This is a genomic window from Gordonia sp. LMA484, assembly GCF_058129505.1.
Genome location: NZ_CM176700.1, coordinates 3284803 through 3301868, shown reverse-complemented (window position 1 = coordinate 3301868; position 17066 = coordinate 3284803). Strand labels below are relative to the sequence as shown.

The following is a 17066-nucleotide window of genomic DNA, read 5'->3' as shown; positions in this document are numbered from 1 at the left end:
GGTCATGTCACGAAGTCTGTCCAGCAAGGCCTGGTGGACCATCGCCAACCTGCTGGTGGTGCTGTACGCCGTCATCCCGCTGCTGTGGATCATCAGCTTGTCCTTCAAGCCGCCGGGCGCGGTGAAGGACGGGAACTTCATTCCGCAGCAATGGACGTGGGACAACTACAAGGGCATCTTCGACACCAGCGTGTTCACCAGTGCGCTGCGTAACTCGGTCGGCATCGGTTTGATCACCACGATCATCGCGGTGCTCCTGGGCACCATGGCCGCATATGCGGTTGCGCGCCTGGATTTCCCGGGGAAGAAGTTGCTCATCGGTGCTGCGCTGCTCATCGCGATGTTCCCGCAGATCTCGTTGGTCACACCGCTGTTCAACATCGAGCGAAAGATCGGCCTGTTCGACACCTGGCCCGGCCTGATCCTGCCGTACATCACATTCGCACTGCCGTTGGCGATCTACACGCTCTCGGCCTTCTTCCGTGAGATCCCCTGGGAACTGGAGAAGGCGGCGAAGATGGACGGCGCGACACCGTGGCAGGCCTTCCGTAAGGTGATTGCGCCATTGGCCGCCCCGGGCGTCGTCACCGCCGCCATCCTGGTGTTCATCTTCGCGTGGAACGACCTGCTCCTGGCACTGTCGTTGACATCGACCGAGCGCGCGATAACGGCACCGGTGGCCATCTCCAACTTCACCGGTGACTCTCAGTTCGAGGAACCGACCGGATCGATCGCGGCTGCCGCTGTGGTCATCACCATTCCGATCATCATCTTCGTCTTGTTCTTCCAACGTCGAATCGTGGCCGGCCTGACCTCCGGCGCCGTGAAGGGATAACCCATGGCCGAGATCATCCTGGACAAAGTGACCAAGCAGTACCCGGACGGGTCGACGGCGGTCCACGAGGTCGACGTGGACATCGCGGACGGCGAGTTCATCATCCTGGTCGGTCCGTCGGGCTGTGGGAAGTCGACGACGCTGAACATGATCGCCGGGCTCGAGGACATCACGTCGGGCGAATTGCGCATCGAGGGTCAGCGCGTCAACGAACGCGCTCCGAAAGACCGCGACATCGCCATGGTGTTCCAGAGTTACGCGCTCTACCCGCACATGACGGTGCGCGAGAACATCGCGTTCCCGCTCACGCTGGCCAAGATGAGCAAGTCTGATATCTCGGCCAAGGTCGACGAGGCGTCCAAGATCCTCGACCTCGGTCCCTACCTCGACCGCAAGCCCGCCAACCTGTCCGGTGGGCAGCGCCAGCGGGTCGCAATGGGACGCGCGATCGTCCGGGCGCCCAAGGCGTTCCTGATGGACGAGCCGCTGTCGAACCTGGACGCCAAGCTCCGCGTCCAGATGCGCACCGAGATCGCCCGGCTGCAGAATCGGCTCGGCACCACGACGATCTACGTCACCCACGACCAGACCGAGGCGATGACGCTCGGCGACCGGGTGGTGGTGCTGCGCGGTGGTTACGTGCAGCAGATCGGTACTCCGCAGGAGTTGTACAACCACCCGGCCAACCTGTTCGTGGCCGGCTTCATCGGTTCACCGGCGATGAACTTCCTGCCGGGACGCCTCGGGGGTGATGCCATCGAGACCCCGATCGGTCGGATCGCGGTCCCGAACCATCAGCAGATCGTCGACAATGCGCAGAAAGCGCAGAGTAACGGCGAGGTCTTGGTGGGCATTCGGCCGGAACACCTCGAGGACGCCACTCTGGTCGACTCGGCGGCCCGGTCCGACGGGGCCACCTTCACCGCTGCCGTCGACGTCATCGAGTCGATGGGCTCGGACAACTACGTCTATTTCACGGTCGACGCACCACATGCGGCCAGCGACGCACTCGCCGAGCTCTCCGCGGACGCGGGCGCCGAGATCGGTGGCGGACAGATGATCGCCCGCGTCTCCCCAGAATCGGGTATCACGCGTGGTGGCAACGCCGAACTGTTCTACGACCCGTCGAAGGTGGCGGTCTTCGACCTGTCCTCCGGGGCCAACCTGCGCTTGGAATGATCGGTTCGCAGGGGGCGTAGGGGTGTCGTGTTCAGACTGTTCCCACCCCGGTCCCTGAGCTGAGAGGCGAGCTTGCGTGTGTGACCACCGCCGCTCCCTGAGGAGCGAGCTTGCGGGCGGGGCCACGCCGGTCCCTGAGGAGCGAGCTTGCGGGCGGGGCCACGCCGGTCCCTGAGGAGCGAGCTTGCGGGCGGGGCCACGCCGGTCCCTGAGGAGCGAGCTTGCGAGCGTGGCCACCCCGGTCCCTGAGGAGCGAGCTTGCGAGCGTCACGAAGGGTCGGCCCTTCGTGACGCATCCTCGCAGGCTCGGAGGCTCCTCAGGGACCGGGGTTGTCGTGCGTTCGCGGGGGTGTCTCTACGGTCCCTGCGTAGCGAGCTTGCGGGCCGGGCGGGGCCACCCCGGTCCCTGAGGAGCGAGCTTGCGGGCGGGGCCACCCCGGTCCCTGAGGAGCGAGCTTGCGAGCGTCACGAAGGGTCGGCCCTTCGTGACGTTCCTCCGCTGGCGCTCCGGAACTCCTCAGGGACCGGGGTTGTCGTGCGTTCGCGAGGGTGTCTCTACGGTCCCTGCGTAGCGAGCTTGCGGGCCGGGCGGGGCCACCCCGGTCCCTGAGGAGCGAGCTTGCGAGCGTGGCCACCCCGGTCCCTGAGGAGCGAGCTTGCGAGCGTCACGAAGGGCCGGCCCTTCGTGACGCATCCTCGCAGGCTCGGAGGCTCCTCAGGGGTCGGGTTGGCATCCTCGCAGGCTCGGAGGCTCCTCAGGGGTCGGGTTGGCATCCTCGCAGGCTCGGAGGCTCCTCAGGGATCGGGTTGGCATCCTCGCAGGCCGGTGGTGGCGTTCGTCGGCTCTCAGGCCGGCGACTCAGGGGCGGTTGGGGACGCTCGCGCCTCAGCGGCGGCGGCGACGACCCATGTCGTGCAGCTGCCGGAGGATCTCCTCGTCCCAGATGTGTTTGCGGACCAGGCGATAGCGTTCGCACGCCAGCCACATGTAGAGCTCGGCATCGCTCTCGAGGTCGGGGCGGATACCTGCCCGGTGGGCCATCCTCACCACCGGCAGGAACTCCTCGCCGAACCATCGGCGGGCGACGTCTGTGCGGCTGACGAACTCGCCCATCTCCTGGCCGAGGCGAAACCCCCAGGCCTCGACGTTCTCGGCGAGCTCGGCGTAGTCGAACGGGTCCGCCAGCCGGATCTTCTCCGCCTGGGCGCCGGACAACGGGACCCGCGAAAGGAAAAGCCTCCGATGGTCTTTGAGCAGCAGGTCCGATTCGGCGTTGATGCCCTCGGGGGAGATGCGGGTGTGGATCTCGGTGACGTATGCGTCGATGGTGTGGAAGTGGCGGGCGATCGCGATCGACACGCGATGGTGGCCGTCGAGCACGAAATGCATCGATCCGACCCGGTAGAGCTGGACGGGCGGTACCGACTCGCCGCGTCGCTGCGCGGCCGCGAGGCGTTGCCAGCGCTCGCGGATCCGCGACGATGTGGGACGGAAGTACCGATCGAAATCCTTTGTGCGGTCGACACTTCCGACGATCGAGTCAACTTCGACCTGCTGCAGTCCGAGGTAGGTCTCGCCGATACGGCCGAGCGCCGCGACGACCTCGTCGAACGGCAGGATCGTGTTCACGTCGGCCGGCTGACGGGTGAACCACGCCATCAGGCGCGACATCTCGGCATGCCGACGCATGCGCGTGAAGTCGTTCTCGGCGTCCGCGTCCGGGAATCCCGTGTCACGAGCCATGACGTCGCCTGACGATCCGGAACTCGCGGGTGCCGGGTTCGATGTCGAACTGGCAATAACCGACCACGTTCATCGAGATGGTGTCGTCGCCGATCATCTTGTCGGTGGGCCGTGTGCCGTAAGGGTGCACGTGTCCATGGACGAGGAGTGTCGGACGTAGCGTCCGAACCAGTCCGTGATAGCAGTCGAAGCCGCGATGCGGCGCGTCGTCGCCATCGCCGATCCCGCGTGCGGGGCTGTGGGTCAGCAGGATGTCGGGGGTCGGGCGTGTGCAGGTCAGACGCCACGATCGCATCCGCTGGCGAACGTCGCTGTATTGGTTGGGGCCCTCGTTGTAGCGGCGGCAGCCGCCCAGACCGCTGATCCTCAGGCCTGCGACGTCGACGGTGCGTCCGTCGGCGTTGATCGCGCCGCGCGGCCCCGGCTCATCGCTGGGCAGGCCGGCCCGCAACCATCCGGCCCGTCCCCGGCGATAGCCGGACAGGTCGCGGTCGTGGTTGCCCGGCACGAAGACACAGGGGGCGTCGCACAGCGTCGCGAGCACCTCGAGGTAGTCGAAGGGCAGATCGCCGGCGCCGAGGATGACGTCGGGACGGCCTTCGATGCCGACCCCGAAGGTCAGTGAATCCACGACCTCGTCCGCCACCGCCAGGACACGTACCATCCGTCCAGGCTATCGCCTGCTGTGACGTAATCCGTGATTCTCCGGATCGACGCCGGGCACCACTTTGCCATCTCTTTACCATTTGGCGCTGTGACCCGTTGATCCGCAACGATTTTGGTGTCCAGCGGCGTTCTGTAACGGCGTCGTGTCCGAGCCGTAAAGTTCCATGTGGAGTAGTGCCATATGGAAATAAATGGTGTTAGCTTCTCCATGACCCGGTAGGTCCCCGGGTGCACAGTCCGATCAGCACCGTTCTGAGGTCGCCGCCGCCCGAGGACGGCTCGGGGACCCTTGCGCCTTCTGTCGACACTTCGCGGCGAGAGGCACCGGGGCAGCGCCAGTCACGAAGAGAAAGTTCGGATACATGACCTCATCTGATCAGCCGGTGGGAGAAGTCCAGGTCCACCCCACGCCGTCGCCGCCGGGCACCGGTGCCTATCAGCGATTCGTCAACTGGGCATCCCAGGACACGATCGAGGACTTCTCGCTTCGATACGCACCCAAGTCATTTCGAAAATGGTCTCCGATGGCGTGTTCGATCGCGGCACTCGGCGGCATCGCCTACCTGGCCGACTACTCGATCGGCGCGTCGATCGCGGTGGCCCACGGTACTGCGAGCGCCCTGGTCGCGATCATCGTCGCCGCGGTGACCATCTTCCTGACCGGTATCCCGATCGCGTACTACGCGGCCAAGTACAACATCGACATGGATCTGTTGACCCGTGGTGCCGGTTTCGGCTACTTCGGATCGACGCTGACCAGCCTGATCTATGCGAGTTTCTGCTTCATCTTCTTCGCACTGGAGGGATCGATCATGGCGCAGGCCATGAAACGGGCCTTCCACATACCGCTGCCGCTCGGCTACATCATCGGTTCGCTGATCATCATCCCGCTGGTGTTGTACGGGATGACCGCGTTGGCGAAGTTCCAGGTGTGGACGCAACCATTGTGGCTCATCCTGTTCGTCGCGCCCATCGTGTTCATCGCGGTCGCGGATCCGGAGGGCTTCAACGGATTCCTGTCCTGGGCGGGTGACGGCGGTACCTCACGGGTGACTGCGATCGGTGTCGGCGCCGGGGCGGGCGTCGCACTCTCGCTCATCGCCCAGATCGGTGAGCAGGTCGATTATCTGCGATTCATGCCGGAGAAGTCCGAGACCAACCCGGTCCGGTGGTGGGGGGCGGTCCTGTGTGCGGGTCCGGGTTGGGTGATCCTCGGCGCCGCCAAACAGATCTGTGGCGTCTTCCTGTGCTTCTATGTGGCCGGCAAGGTCGGCTTCACCGCGGCCACCGAACCGATCGAACAGTTCCTCGGCGGGTTCGGATCGGTGATCCACAACAACGCGGTGGCCCTCGGGCTCGCGACCCTGATGGTGTTGCTGTCCCAGATCAAGATCAACGTGACCAATGCGTATTCGGGGTCCTTGTCGTGGTCGAACTTTTTCAGCCGTGTCCTGCACGTCCACCCGGGCCGCGTCGTCTATCTGGGCCTGCACATTGCCATCGCCCTGGCGCTGATGCTGGGCAACATGTTCGCGGTCCTGAACACCATCCTCGGCTTCTACTCGAATGTCGCCATCGCGTGGGTGGGAGCGATCGTGGCCGACCTGATCATCAACAAGCCGCTCCTGAAGCTGAGTCCGTCCTACGTCGAGTTCAAGCGCGCGTATCTCTACTCGATCAATCCGGTCGGATTCGTGTCCATGATGGTCGGCTCCGTCTTGTCGATCATGGCTTTCTACAACGCCTTCGGTGATTTCATGGCTGCTTGGTCGCCATACCTGGCCTTGGCCGTGTCATTCATTCTCTCGCCGATCATCTGCATCGCCACCAAGGGTAAGTACTACCTCGCTCGCCCGAACCCGATCCGCGAGGAGATCGAGAAGGAGCCGGCCTGGGCCGGACAGACGTTGCTCGACATCGTCGACAACAAGCGCTATGAACTTCCGGACATGGTGCACCACTGCCCGTTCCACAACGGCACGATCTCCTCGTTGACCTGCACGTTGACCAAGGATTGTCACGACCAGTGCAAGACGCCCGAGTACACCGAGACGGTGACCGCCGACGAACTGCGCGCGCAGTCCTCAGGTGCGATGGTCTGAGCTCGGTGGTCGGCAACTCCTGCTGTCCCGCATCGGTATCCGCAGCGGGACAGCAGGAGTCCGTCAGGAGTCGAGCTCTGCGATGACGCGGAACTCCATGTCGTCGGTGTCGGCGAGGAACACGGGTTGTTGAGTGTGGCTGCCGCGCATGTGCACTTCTCCGCGTGGGCCCGAGTACGCGACCCGTGCCGAGGTCCGGGCGATGTCACGCACGTCGAGACTGCGGGCGGCGGCCGACAATGAGGCGAGCAGGAGCATTCCCTCGTAGCAGGATTCACCGATGTTGTTCAGTGCCGGCGCGCAGCTGCCCAACCGCTGCTCGTAACGGGCGCCGAACGACAGGCTCGATGGCGTGACGAGGCTCTCGAAGTACCCGCTGGCGGTGAACATCCCGTGAGTGCCGTCTTCTCCGCTCGCGTAGAGAACATCCTCGCCGATCATCATCGACAGACGCGTGTGGCGGTCGTCGAGGCCCGCCTTCGCAAAGCTGCGGTTGAACGCCGCGTTGTCGGCGCCGACCATGAGTACCAGGACCCCATCCGGGTCCGCGTGGCGGATGAGATCGAGCATCGGCTCGAACTCCCGGCTCCCCAACGGCACGAACGCGTCTCCGACGAATTTCATACCGGAAGAGTGGATGAACGAACGGGTCACGGCCGCCGTGCGTCTCGGCCAGACATAGTCATTACCGACCACGCACCAAGTGCGAACGCCTCGGTGGTCGCGCAACCACCGCATGGCGGGGAAGAGCTGTTGGTCGGGTGTCTCGCCGACCATGTAGACGCCGTCGTTCGTCTCCCCGCCTTCATAGAAGGTGGTGTACACGTACGGGACTCGGCCGGCGGTATGCGGTGTGATCACTTGCCGGGCGTTGGACAGATGCCACCCGACGACGCCGTCGACGATCCGTTCACTCACCAGACGGTCCATCGTCTGCGCCAGGCGGGTCAGCGGTGCGCCGGCATCGACGACATGCAGACGAACCGGGCGGTCGAGAATCCCTCCCGCCGCGTTGATGTCGTCGACGGCCATCTCGGCGGAGACCTCGCAGGAGGGGCCGAACATGCCGGCCGGTCCGCTGAGTGGGACCACCAGTGCGATGTCGACGGTCGGTCGGAGCGCATGCCGAGAATTGTCAGGTGAGGGGGCCACAATTGCCGCCTTGGTCGGGGACAGTGAGATCACGACGACGTGAGTCCCGCCCGGCGATCAGCCGGAGGAAAACGTGGTGTAAACATACTCCCTTCCAGCCGGGACTTCTCGTCATGATGACCGATTCATGATCGTGCACCGGTACTCTTGAGCCACCATGGAAGAGTCCGTCAATACCCACGCCGTCGGGGCGCACGTTGTCGAGGAGCTGTCACGCCTGCTGAATGCCGTGGCGCAGCAGGTGGATTCGGCGGTGTCGGTCGAGCTCGAGGGCATGACCGTCAACCAATGGCATGTGCTCGCGGCGCTGGAGGGCGGGGCCGGTGCACCCATGTCGACACTGGCCGCCGCGACGTTACTCCCCGGCCCGAGTCTCACCCGACTGATCGACGGCATGATCGATGACAACCTGGTCTATCGCAGGGTCGACGACACCGACCGTCGGCGGGTTCTGGTCTTTCAGACGCGGCGGGGCGCAACGCTGTTCACTCGTATCGGGACCCGGCTGGATGCCGCCGAGTCGGTGGCGGCCCTGCTCACCGATCCCGACGGCACGCCCGCACGGCTCCTGGAACTGATCCGGACGATCCGGGGAGTCGATTCCACCGCACTCTGAACAGAATGCCCGGTGCGGGCGCCCGCTGCTCAGAAGGAGGCGCGGGGCGCTCCCATCCCGGGGTCGATCCGGACCGGTCCGTCCTTTGACGGTGCGATCGGGAAGTCGAAGATCGCGGTGGGGATGTAGACCGTCGCACAGGAATTGGGGATGTCGACCACACCGGACAGTCGGCCCTCGATGGGTGCGGAGCCCAGCAGGAGGTAGGCCTGCTCCGGGCTGTAGCCGAATTTCGTCAGGTAGTCGATCGCGTGCAGGCAGGCGCGCTGATACGACAGGTCGGAGTCGAGGTAACGCTGCTCGCCATCGAGGGTGACCGAGGTGCCGGAGAACGCGATCCACTCCGAGTATTGCGGGTCGGTGTTGCCGGGCATGAAGATCGCGTTCTCGCTGACCCCGTAGGTCGCCATGCCCCCCTTGATGAGGTCGACGTGCAGGTCCATGAACCCGCCCATCTCGATGGCGCCGCAAAAGGTGATCTCGCCGTCGCCCTGTGAGAAGTGCAGGTCGCCGAAGGAGAGATTGGCGCCGGGAACGAAGACGGGATAGAAGACGCGGGTGCCCTTGGTGAGGTTCTTGATGTCCTGGTTGCCGCCGTTCTCCCGGGGCGGCGCCGTGCGGGCCGCCTCCGCGGCCACGCGGTCGTACTCGGCGCCGGTCAGGGTCCCGAGGATCGCGTCCTTCGGCTGTGGTGGCAGCGCCAGCGGTGGTACCCGGTCCGGGTCGGTGGCGATCAACGCGGCCTCGCGGGCATTCCATGTTCCGAGCAGAGCGGATGAGGGCGCTGTGCCCATCAGTCCGGGATGGACGATGCCGGTGTACTTGACGTGCGGAACGTGCCTCGACGTCGCGCTCTGGCCGCTGAAGTCCCAGATCGCCTTGTAGGCGTCCGGGAACTGCTCGGTGAGGAATCCGGCGCCGTTCTGGGTGGCGAAGATGCCGGTGTAGCCCCAGCCCTGCCCGGCCAGCGGACCCGAATCCTCCTGGGGGATCGGGCCGACATCGAGGATGTCAACGATGAGCAGGTCCCCGGGTTCGGCGCCTTCGATGGCGAACGGTCCCGAGAGGACATGGACGCCGTCGAGGGGTGCGTTGAGAATGTCGTCGGCGGAGTCGTCGTTGTGGATGGCGCCGTCGAACCACTCACGGCAATGGGCACGGAATGTGTCACCCGGCTTCACCGTGACCGCGGCCGGGATGTCCGGGTGCCAGCGGTTGTGGCCGACGATCTGCTGATCGGTGAACGACTTCGACGAATCCAACGGGAAGAGCAACTCGGGCACCGGACTGACCTCCTGGGGCATTATTGTTCCGTATGGAACTATTCCATCCACACGATATCTCGGAAGTGGATCGACGACGTTAATTACGTATGACGGGAATTGCTCTGGGCAGGCGGCGGAACCGGGTCCTGTGCCCGAGCGGATCCCGGGCCGTGCGCGGAAGTCTCCGTCGCGAGTGTCGACGTCGGGGCGGTGAGATGTCGTGGTGCCGGCGCGGTGCCCTACGGTAGGTCTCGTGAACGACCGTGTCCCCGATCGCATCCTGCGCCATCTCGTCGAGGTGTTCGGCGCCGAGCCGCAGCGGGCCTCCGTGACCTTCCTGGGTGTCGAGCCGATCGATGTGCTGCGCTTCGTCGACGGCGCCGACGTCGTCTACGTGACGGTGGGCTGTGCGCGGCATCCGATGGCGGAGCCGACGGACCTGCACGCCGATCCGGTCCGGGGGCCACGTGCCGAACTGGTGATACGCATGCATGGCGGGACCGCGCTGCCCGGGCTGCACCGGCGCATGGCGACGCTGGCGGCGGCGCCGTCGGTCGAGGGGCTCATTCTCGCCGAGGACGCCTTGCTCGACCTGTCCGAACCGATCTGGGATGGCGCGGCGCCGACGGCATTGATCCTCGAACCCGATGCCCTCGGCGAATTGCCGCTCGACGATCCGATGGAACCGGCCCGGTTTCTCCGGGCCATCCCCATCACTGCCAACGAGGCCGCCTGGGTGCGATTGAAGGGCGCCGACGCGCTGCGCGAGGCGTGGCGTGAGGCGGGGATCGATGTGATGGCGGCCGACCGGGCGGCCGCGAAACTGTGACGGTCAGAGCCAGTGGTGACGCCGGAACACCACCCACAGGGTCCCGCACGTGACCAGAAGGAAGAGCAGCACTGCCGGGTAGCCCCACACCACGTGCAGTTCGGGCATGTGGTCGAAGTTCATCCCGTAGATCCCCGCGACGAGGGTGGGCACCGCGGCGATCGCGACCCATGACGAGATCTTGCGCATGTCGGTGTTCTGCTGGATGCCCACTTTCGCCGCCGCCGCGCCGAGCAGGGAGGTCAGCACCTCGTCGTACTCGACGACGCGATCGATGACCGTGGTCAGGTGATCGGCGACATCCCGGAATCGACGGCGGACCTCCTTCGGTACGAGCGCGTTGTCGGCGGTCAGTCTGGCCAGTGGCCCGGTGAGCGGTGTGACCGCGCGCCGGAGTTCGAGCACCTCGCGCTTGAGGAGGTAGACGGGGTCGATGTTGAGCCAGCGCTGCGGTCCGAACACCGCCGACTCGATGGCGACGATGTCGGTCTCCATCTCGTCGGTGACCGCGAGGTAGCTGTCCACCACGAGGTCGGCGATCGCGTGCAGGACTGCGGTCGGCCCGAGCACGAGGCGTTCGGGCCGGGCTTCGAGACGACGTCGGACCCCGGACAGATGTGTGTGGTCACCGTGTCGGACCGTGATCACGAAATCCGACCCGACGAAGATCATGATCTCGCCGGTCTCGACGACCTCGCTGGCCTTCTCCATCGACTCGTGTTCGACATACTTCACCGTCCGCAGAACCAGGAACTGGGTGTCGTCGTAGACCTCGAGCTTGGGGCGCTGATGGGCGTGTACGGCATCCTCGACGACCAGTTCGTGCAGACCGAACACCTCGCCGACGCCCTGCATCTGTTCGTCGTCGGGTGCGTGCAGCCCGAGCCAGACGAACCCTTCTCCGGTCGAACGCACCTGCCGTAGGGCGTCGGAGTAGGAGATCCGGCCGGGTTGGCGCTCGCCGTCGATGTAGACCGCACAGTCGACGACGGCACGTGCCGCCGGTATCCGGATCCGGGGCAGGGGCCGTTTGTCCCGTCGCGGAGGAACGAGTCCTCCCGGACGTAGGTGCGGCATCGAAGGCACATCAGGGATGCTACTCGTAGGATCACCGCGTGCCCTTCGACGTGACCGTCTATACGACGACGCTGATCACGCTGGTCGTGATCATGGACCCGCCGGGCCAGGTGCCCGTCTTCCTGAGCCTCGTCGGACACCGCTCCCCGGAGTACCGCAAGCGGGCGGCATGGCAGGCGCCGATGGTGAGTCTGTTCGTCATCAGCGTCTTCGCCGTCGGGGGCAAGGCGATCCTGAACTACCTGCACATCGGGATCCCGGCCCTGCAGGGCGCCGGCGGACTGCTCCTCCTGCTGGTGGCCCTGCAACTGCTCACTGGTCTCGGCAACGCCGGGAATCCTCAGGCCAGTGATGATGTGAACGTCGCGCTCGTCCCACTCGGTACGCCGCTGCTCGCGGGACCCGGAGCGATCGCCGCGGTGATCGTGGGCGTCAGCGCGGTGTCCGGGGATGTCGGCGGTTACGTCGCCATCGCTGCGGCCATCATCAGCGTCCACCTCATCGTGATGATCGTGCTCCGATACTCGACCGTCCTGATCCGACTTCTCGGGGTCGGCGGGATCACCCTGCTCGCCAAGATCGCGGGCCTGCTGCTCGCGGCGATCGCCGTGCAACTCATCGCCGACTCCATCGCCGGGTTCATCGCAGCGGGCGGCTAACGTGGGGCGCGTGATCAAGCGCGCAGCGACAGCGATCCTGATGATCTGTGCCCTCGCCGTGGCGGTGGTCGGCTGCTCGGACGACGCCGACCGAGGTGAGCTGGTGGTGGGATCGACCGGGACACCGGCGATGTCCGTGATGTCCGAGGTCTACGCCGGCGCTCTGCGCAACGCGGGCAGCTCGGTGTCGACGACCATGGAGACCGGGGACTATCGCGACTTGCTCGACGACATGGACGCCGCCACCGTGGATCTCTTTCCGGCGTTCAGCGGCCTCCTGCTCGACCAACTCGCGCCCCAACTGACCCCGCAGACCCCTGATGACGTCTATAAGGACCTGAATCGTTCACTCCCGCAGGGGGTTTCCGTTGGCGATCCGACGATGGTGACAGCCACGCCGGAGGTCTTCGTCGCGGCATCGATCGCCGACCGCGGCAACGTCACGGACCTCACGGATTGTGATCGCCTGCCCGCCGGTTCGCCGCTGGTGGTCGTGGGCCGGCCGGATCAGGGGGTCATCGAAGCATTCACCGCCGCCGGCTGCCGGTTCGGCCCGGTCGAGTCCGTGGGGTCGGTGGCCGACGCGGCCGCTCGGGTCGCCACCGGCCGGGCCGTCGGGATCCTGACTCCGCTCGACGTCGCCGGCGGTGACGCAGAGGGTGCGATCGGCGACATCAGGGCCTTGCGCTCGGCGTCCCCGGCGACCGAGAGCACGACGCCGAGCACGACGTCGCCGGCGACGACCACCGACGTCGCCGCCCCGGTGGGCCCCCGGCCGCAAACTCTCGTACCGGTCTACCGCACGGGTGCGCTGTCGACAGATCAGGTGAAGACGATGAACGTGGTCGCCGGCGAGATGACCACCGCGGACCTCGCCGGGCTCGCGCAGCGGGTGAGCGAGGGCGCGAACGCACACGAGGTCGCGACCAGCTGGCTCGCCGAGCACGGACTCTGACCGACCGGGTCTGTCGACGACCTTCGCCGGAGGGTCAAGGCCGGCGGCCGCGCTCGACCGGTGGGTCGTCGGTGCTGGCCAGCGAGGAGAATCCGGGTTCGCGTCGCAACCGCGATGCCAGGTTACGACTCAGCGTGATGTTGGCCGCGGCGCAACCATGGCATGCGCCCCCGAGCGCCACGGTGACGATGCCGTCGTGGACGTCGACCAATTCGATCCGACCGCCGTGTGAGGCCGCATACATGCCGAACTCGCCCTGCAGGATCGTCGTCACCGTCTGGGCGAGCTCGCGGTCGGCGGCGCGCGCGGTATCCGAGGTACTGATGTCGCTGTGATCCGACGCTGCACCATCGTCGGCAGATGGCTCGTCGTCGGGCCAGCCGCCCGGCGCCGACAGCACGTCATAGAGGGCCGACCGCACGCGGGCGCCGTCGACCGATGTGGGTGGCGCATCGGCGAACGTGGTCTCGACCCGGCCGGGCTGTACCCGAACCGCGGTGAGAACGCCATCGTCGGCCAGAGCCCGCAGCGGACCCAGCAAACGCTCCCGGGGTACCGATCCTGTGACGCGCACGAGCCCGGGCCCCACGCGCCATCGGATGGTCGATCCGGACTCGGGATCGGCGGTGGGTATCAGCAGGACCGACACGATGCCTACCGGGTGACCGCGGCAGTGATCTGGTGCCCGATGAATCCGGCCACCCAGGCGAGCACGAACATGTAGCTCCATGCGATCGCGGGCCACTTCCAGGAGTTGGTCTCCCGGCGCAACGCGCCGATCGTCGACATGCACTGCAGGGCATAGACGAAGAACAGCAGCATGGCCACGATCGTCGGTGCCGAGAACACCTTCTCACCCTGATGAGGTCCGTCGGTGTAGGTCATCGTCGACAGTGCTTGCGACGGGTTGTCGGGATTCTCGGCCGAGGCGATCTGTCCGAGCGTCGAGACCACCACCTCGCGTGCGGCGAACGAACCGAGGATGCCGATGTCGATGCGCCAATCGAAGCCGAGGGGTTCGAACACGGGCTCGACGAATTTGCCGACGGACGCCGCGAAACTGTTCTCCATGACGTAGGAGCGGGCCGCCGCCTCGCCGGCCGTCCGGGCGTCGTCGGCGGTGGCGCCCTGGGCGAGCTGGGTGGCGACCGTGTCCGACTCGACCGTGGCGGCCTCGGTGCTGTGGGCGGGCAGCGACAGCAGCAGCCACAGCGCGACCGAGGTCAGCAGAATGATCTTGCCGACCTTGCGCAGGAACATCCGCGTGGAGTCCCACATCATCAACATCACCGATTTCGGCGACGGCGTCCGGTAGGGCGGCATCTCCATGTAGAACGGCAGCAGTCCGCTGCGCAGGGATTTCGTTCGTTTGAAGACCGCCGCCGCCAGCATCGCCGACGACCCGCCGAGGAAGTACAGGGCGAACATCACCGCGCCCTGTGCGCCGACGGGGCCGAACCGCGCATCGGGAGGTACGAGCAGGCCGATGAGCAGCACGTACACCGGGATTCGGGCCGAGCAGGTCATGAGCGGCGCGGTGATCGCGGTGGCGATACGGTCCCGTGACGACGGCAGGGTCCGGGTCGCCATGATGCCGGGCACGGCACACGCGAACGATGACAGCATCGCGACGAAGGCCCGTCCCTCCAGACCCGCCCGGCTCATCACCCGATCGGTGAGGAATGCGGCCCGCGACATGTAGCCGATGTTCTCCATCAGTGCGATGAGCAGGAACATCAGCATGATCTGGGGCACGAAGGTCAATACCGTGCCGACACCACCGATGAGCGCGGTGGACAGGAAATCGGCCAGGACCGGCGTCGACACGTGATCGGTCACGATGCCGCCGAGCCAGGAGAAGAGGTTCTCGACCCATCCCTGCAGCGGTGCGGCCACGGTGAACACGATCTGGAAGAAGACGAACATGAAGGCCAGGAACAAGGCGCTGCCCAGCATCGGGTGCAGCAACCACCGATCGATCGTCACGGTGCGGGCGTGTTCGGCCGGAGCGCGGTAGCCCGACAGCAGCACGACCGAGTTCACCCAGTCGTCGCGCTCGGGGCCCGGCTCGCATGGCGGCGGGATCGGCGGTCGGCTCCAGGACGTCGGGTCGGCCAGGAGCGCGCGGACACCTCCGAGGCTGGACACGCGCGTCCCGATCACTGCGCGAACCGGGACGCCGAGCACCTCTTGCAGGCTCGACACGTCGACCGTGCCACCCCGGGTTTCCATCTCGTCGGTCATCGTGAGGACGACCGCCACCGGAATTCCCAGGTTGAGGGTCTCTGCGACGAGAGCGAGGGATCGACGCAACGTCGTACAGTCGACGACGACCAGTGCGGCATCGGGCCTTTCGGCTGCGGGCAGCGTGCCATTGAGGAGGTCGGCGACCACCTGCTCGTCGGGGGAGATGGGGTCCAGGCTGTAGGCGCCGGGCAGATCCTCGAGTTCGATCACCGACGACGTTCCGGCCGGATCGGGTGCCGGGATCTTGGCACGGCCGACCGTGCGCGCCACGGTGACGCCCGGATAGTTGCCGGTCTTCATCCGTAATCCGGTGAGGGCGTTGAAGACAGATGTCTTGCCCGCGTTCGGGCTGCCGATGAGGGCGACGGTCCCGGTGCCATGGTCACCGCCGGAAGACCGGGAGGGGCCGGCGCCGGGTCCGTGACAGTCCGTCACTCGGTCGCCTCACACATGATCTGGGCGGCCTCTCGCGCTCGCAGGCAGATGTCGTAGTCCATCACGCGGTAGATGCTCGGATCGCGCATCGGGGCGTTGCGCACCTTGGTGACCTCGGCACCTGGTACGAAGCCGAGGCTCGCCAGCCTGCGGGTCACCTCGGGCGGGCATGTCGCCGCGATCCCCTGGACGCGTCGTCGCTCGCCGATCCTCAGATCGGCGAGACCACCGGTCACACCCATACGCGAAACACTCATCACACCCTCGATCCCCAGCGGGGTGCCGGGATGGAACCCCAACGCCAAGACTCCACCCATAGTAGGTTCGGCTTGCCTTCGTGCGGGAGGGTCTTCAGTCACCAAAACCGCCCCGCGCGAGGCGGGGCGGCCAGGGTTGTCAGGGTTGTCGGTGTTGTCCGATCGGCGCCGCTCAGTTCGCGGTCAGTTCGCCTTCGAGAGCGCCCATCCGGTCACTCGCGCGGTGATGCCCTGGTAGCCGGATGCAACGATGCGGACCCAGAGGTCGAGCAGTTTCGCGTCCGTGCCGACCAGGACCCTGGCACGGTTCTTGCGGACTCCGTTGATGATGACGTCGGCGGCGTCCTCCGAGGACATCCGCGCGAGATAGCGGTCGAAGAAGTCCGCCGACTTCTTCTGGTCGTGGTCGCCGGAGGTGGTCGCGTTGCGCGCAATGGCCGTCTTGATCCCACCCGGATGCACGCAGGTCACCTTCACCGGGTGCTTCGCCAGGATCATCTCCTGGTTCAGCGCCTCGGTGAAGCCGCGGACCGCGAACTTGGCCGAGTTGTAAGCGGCCTGCCCGGGTTCGGCGAGCAGACCGAACAGCGACGAGGTGTTGACGATGTGACCGTCACCGGACTCGATGATGTGCGGCAGAAACGCCTTCGTGCCGTTGACGACGCCCCAATAGTCGACATCCATCACGCGCTCGATGTCCTTGAACTCCGTGCGCTCGATCTCGCCGTGATGGGCGATACCCGCGTTGTTGAAGATCACGTTGACCTTGCCGTAGTGCGCCACAACGGTTTCCGCGTAGGAGAGAACCGCTTCGCGCTCGGCGACGTTGAGTATCTGCGCGTGGACCTGCGCACCGGTCTCGCCGACCAACTTCTCGGTGGCCGCGAGACCTTCCGGATTCATGTCGGAGATGGCGAGTTTGGCGCCCATCCGCCCGAGCTTCACGGCGAGGTCGCGGCCCATGCCCGACCCGGCGCCGGTGATGACGACGACCTTGTCACGAAAGTCTTTCACTGTGTACTCCTCGTTCGGATCGGGGGATCAGACG

16 protein-coding genes are annotated in these 17066 nt (G+C 66.0%); 7 read left to right on the top strand and 9 right to left on the bottom strand.

Features of this window, described 5'->3' with window-relative positions:
- Positions 1 to 4 precede the first annotated feature (4 nt).
- Positions 5 to 835: a carbohydrate ABC transporter permease gene (locus tag AC4AMJ_RS14495; RefSeq protein ID WP_489900488.1), complete on the top strand. Its 831-nt coding sequence runs from the start codon at positions 5 to 7 to the stop codon at positions 833 to 835.
- Between the two features lie 3 nt (positions 836 to 838).
- A complete protein-coding gene (locus AC4AMJ_RS14490; RefSeq protein ID WP_489900489.1) occupies positions 839 to 2014 on the top strand; it encodes an ABC transporter ATP-binding protein in 1176 nt (391 codons plus the stop codon).
- 886 nt (positions 2015 to 2900) lie between these two features.
- On the opposite strand, the gene AC4AMJ_RS14485 is transcribed toward AC4AMJ_RS14490, so the two are convergent.
- Positions 2901 to 3758 carry a chromosome partitioning protein ParB gene (locus tag AC4AMJ_RS14485; protein WP_489900490.1) on the bottom strand — a complete coding sequence of 286 codons (858 nt, stop codon included), beginning with the start codon at positions 3756 to 3758 and terminating at the stop codon, positions 2901 to 2903.
- On the bottom strand, positions 3748 to 4422 hold the full coding sequence (locus AC4AMJ_RS14480; RefSeq protein ID WP_489900491.1) for a metallophosphoesterase family protein: 675 nt from the start codon (positions 4420 to 4422) through the stop codon (positions 3748 to 3750). The genes AC4AMJ_RS14485 and AC4AMJ_RS14480 overlap by 11 nt, the downstream gene beginning before the upstream one ends.
- A 364-nt stretch (positions 4423 to 4786) precedes the next feature.
- Here AC4AMJ_RS14480 and AC4AMJ_RS14475 point away from each other — a divergent pair, with 364 nt between their 5' ends.
- Positions 4787 to 6526, top strand: coding sequence for a purine-cytosine permease family protein (locus tag AC4AMJ_RS14475; protein ID WP_489900492.1), 1740 nt, complete (start codon positions 4787 to 4789; stop codon positions 6524 to 6526).
- Between the two features lie 63 nt (positions 6527 to 6589).
- Here the strand turns inward: AC4AMJ_RS14475 and AC4AMJ_RS14470 are convergent, their stop codons facing one another.
- The gene (locus AC4AMJ_RS14470) at positions 6590 to 7711 is read right to left on the bottom strand and encodes a substrate-binding domain-containing protein (protein WP_489912948.1); all 1122 of its coding nucleotides are present in this window, start codon (positions 7709 to 7711) and stop codon (positions 6590 to 6592) included.
- 124 nt (positions 7712 to 7835) lie between these two features.
- Between AC4AMJ_RS14470 and AC4AMJ_RS14465 the strand changes: the two genes are divergently transcribed.
- Complete coding sequence (locus tag AC4AMJ_RS14465) at positions 7836 to 8294, top strand: MarR family transcriptional regulator (protein WP_489900494.1); 459 nt, start codon at positions 7836 to 7838, stop codon at positions 8292 to 8294.
- Positions 8295 to 8323: 29 nt separating this feature from the next.
- Here the strand turns inward: AC4AMJ_RS14465 and fmdA are convergent, their stop codons facing one another.
- Positions 8324 to 9577 (bottom strand): formamidase, encoded by a 1254-nt coding sequence (gene fmdA, locus AC4AMJ_RS14460; RefSeq protein WP_489912946.1) that lies wholly within the window; start codon positions 9575 to 9577, stop codon positions 8324 to 8326.
- 235 nt (positions 9578 to 9812) lie between these two features.
- On the opposite strand from fmdA, the gene AC4AMJ_RS14455 reads away from it, so the two are divergent.
- Positions 9813 to 10388 (top strand): suppressor of fused domain protein, encoded by a 576-nt coding sequence (locus AC4AMJ_RS14455; RefSeq protein WP_489912944.1) that lies wholly within the window; start codon positions 9813 to 9815, stop codon positions 10386 to 10388.
- A 3-nt stretch (positions 10389 to 10391) separates the two neighbouring features.
- On the opposite strand, the gene AC4AMJ_RS14450 is transcribed toward AC4AMJ_RS14455, so the two are convergent.
- A complete protein-coding gene (locus tag AC4AMJ_RS14450) occupies positions 10392 to 11465 on the bottom strand; it encodes a magnesium and cobalt transport protein CorA (protein WP_489900814.1) in 1074 nt (357 codons plus the stop codon).
- 38 nt (positions 11466 to 11503) lie between these two features.
- On the opposite strand from AC4AMJ_RS14450, the gene AC4AMJ_RS14445 reads away from it, so the two are divergent.
- Both AC4AMJ_RS14445 and AC4AMJ_RS14440 read left to right on the top strand, forming a co-directional pair.
- Positions 11504 to 12124, top strand: coding sequence for a MarC family protein (locus tag AC4AMJ_RS14445; RefSeq protein ID WP_489900497.1), 621 nt, complete (start codon positions 11504 to 11506; stop codon positions 12122 to 12124).
- A gap of 10 nt (positions 12125 to 12134) precedes the next feature.
- Positions 12135 to 13079: a glycine betaine ABC transporter substrate-binding protein gene (locus AC4AMJ_RS14440; protein WP_489912941.1), complete on the top strand. Its 945-nt coding sequence runs from the start codon at positions 12135 to 12137 to the stop codon at positions 13077 to 13079.
- A gap of 34 nt (positions 13080 to 13113) precedes the next feature.
- Here the strand turns inward: AC4AMJ_RS14440 and AC4AMJ_RS14435 are convergent, their stop codons facing one another.
- The 4 genes from AC4AMJ_RS14435 to AC4AMJ_RS14420 all read right to left on the bottom strand — a co-directional run bounded on the left by AC4AMJ_RS14435 (position 13114) and on the right by AC4AMJ_RS14420 (position 17032).
- Positions 13114 to 13728: a NifU family protein gene (locus AC4AMJ_RS14435; RefSeq protein WP_489912939.1), complete on the bottom strand. Its 615-nt coding sequence runs from the start codon at positions 13726 to 13728 to the stop codon at positions 13114 to 13116.
- Between the two features lie 5 nt (positions 13729 to 13733).
- A complete protein-coding gene (gene feoB, locus AC4AMJ_RS14430) occupies positions 13734 to 15761 on the bottom strand; it encodes a ferrous iron transporter B (RefSeq protein ID WP_489912937.1) in 2028 nt (675 codons plus the stop codon).
- Positions 15758 to 16018: a FeoA family protein gene (locus tag AC4AMJ_RS14425; RefSeq protein ID WP_489912936.1), complete on the bottom strand. Its 261-nt coding sequence runs from the start codon at positions 16016 to 16018 to the stop codon at positions 15758 to 15760. Before AC4AMJ_RS14425 ends, feoB begins: the two co-directional genes overlap by 4 nt.
- 183 nt (positions 16019 to 16201) lie before the next feature.
- Positions 16202 to 17032: an SDR family NAD(P)-dependent oxidoreductase gene (locus tag AC4AMJ_RS14420; RefSeq protein ID WP_489912935.1), complete on the bottom strand. Its 831-nt coding sequence runs from the start codon at positions 17030 to 17032 to the stop codon at positions 16202 to 16204.
- Between the last annotated feature and the right edge of the window lie 34 nt (positions 17033 to 17066).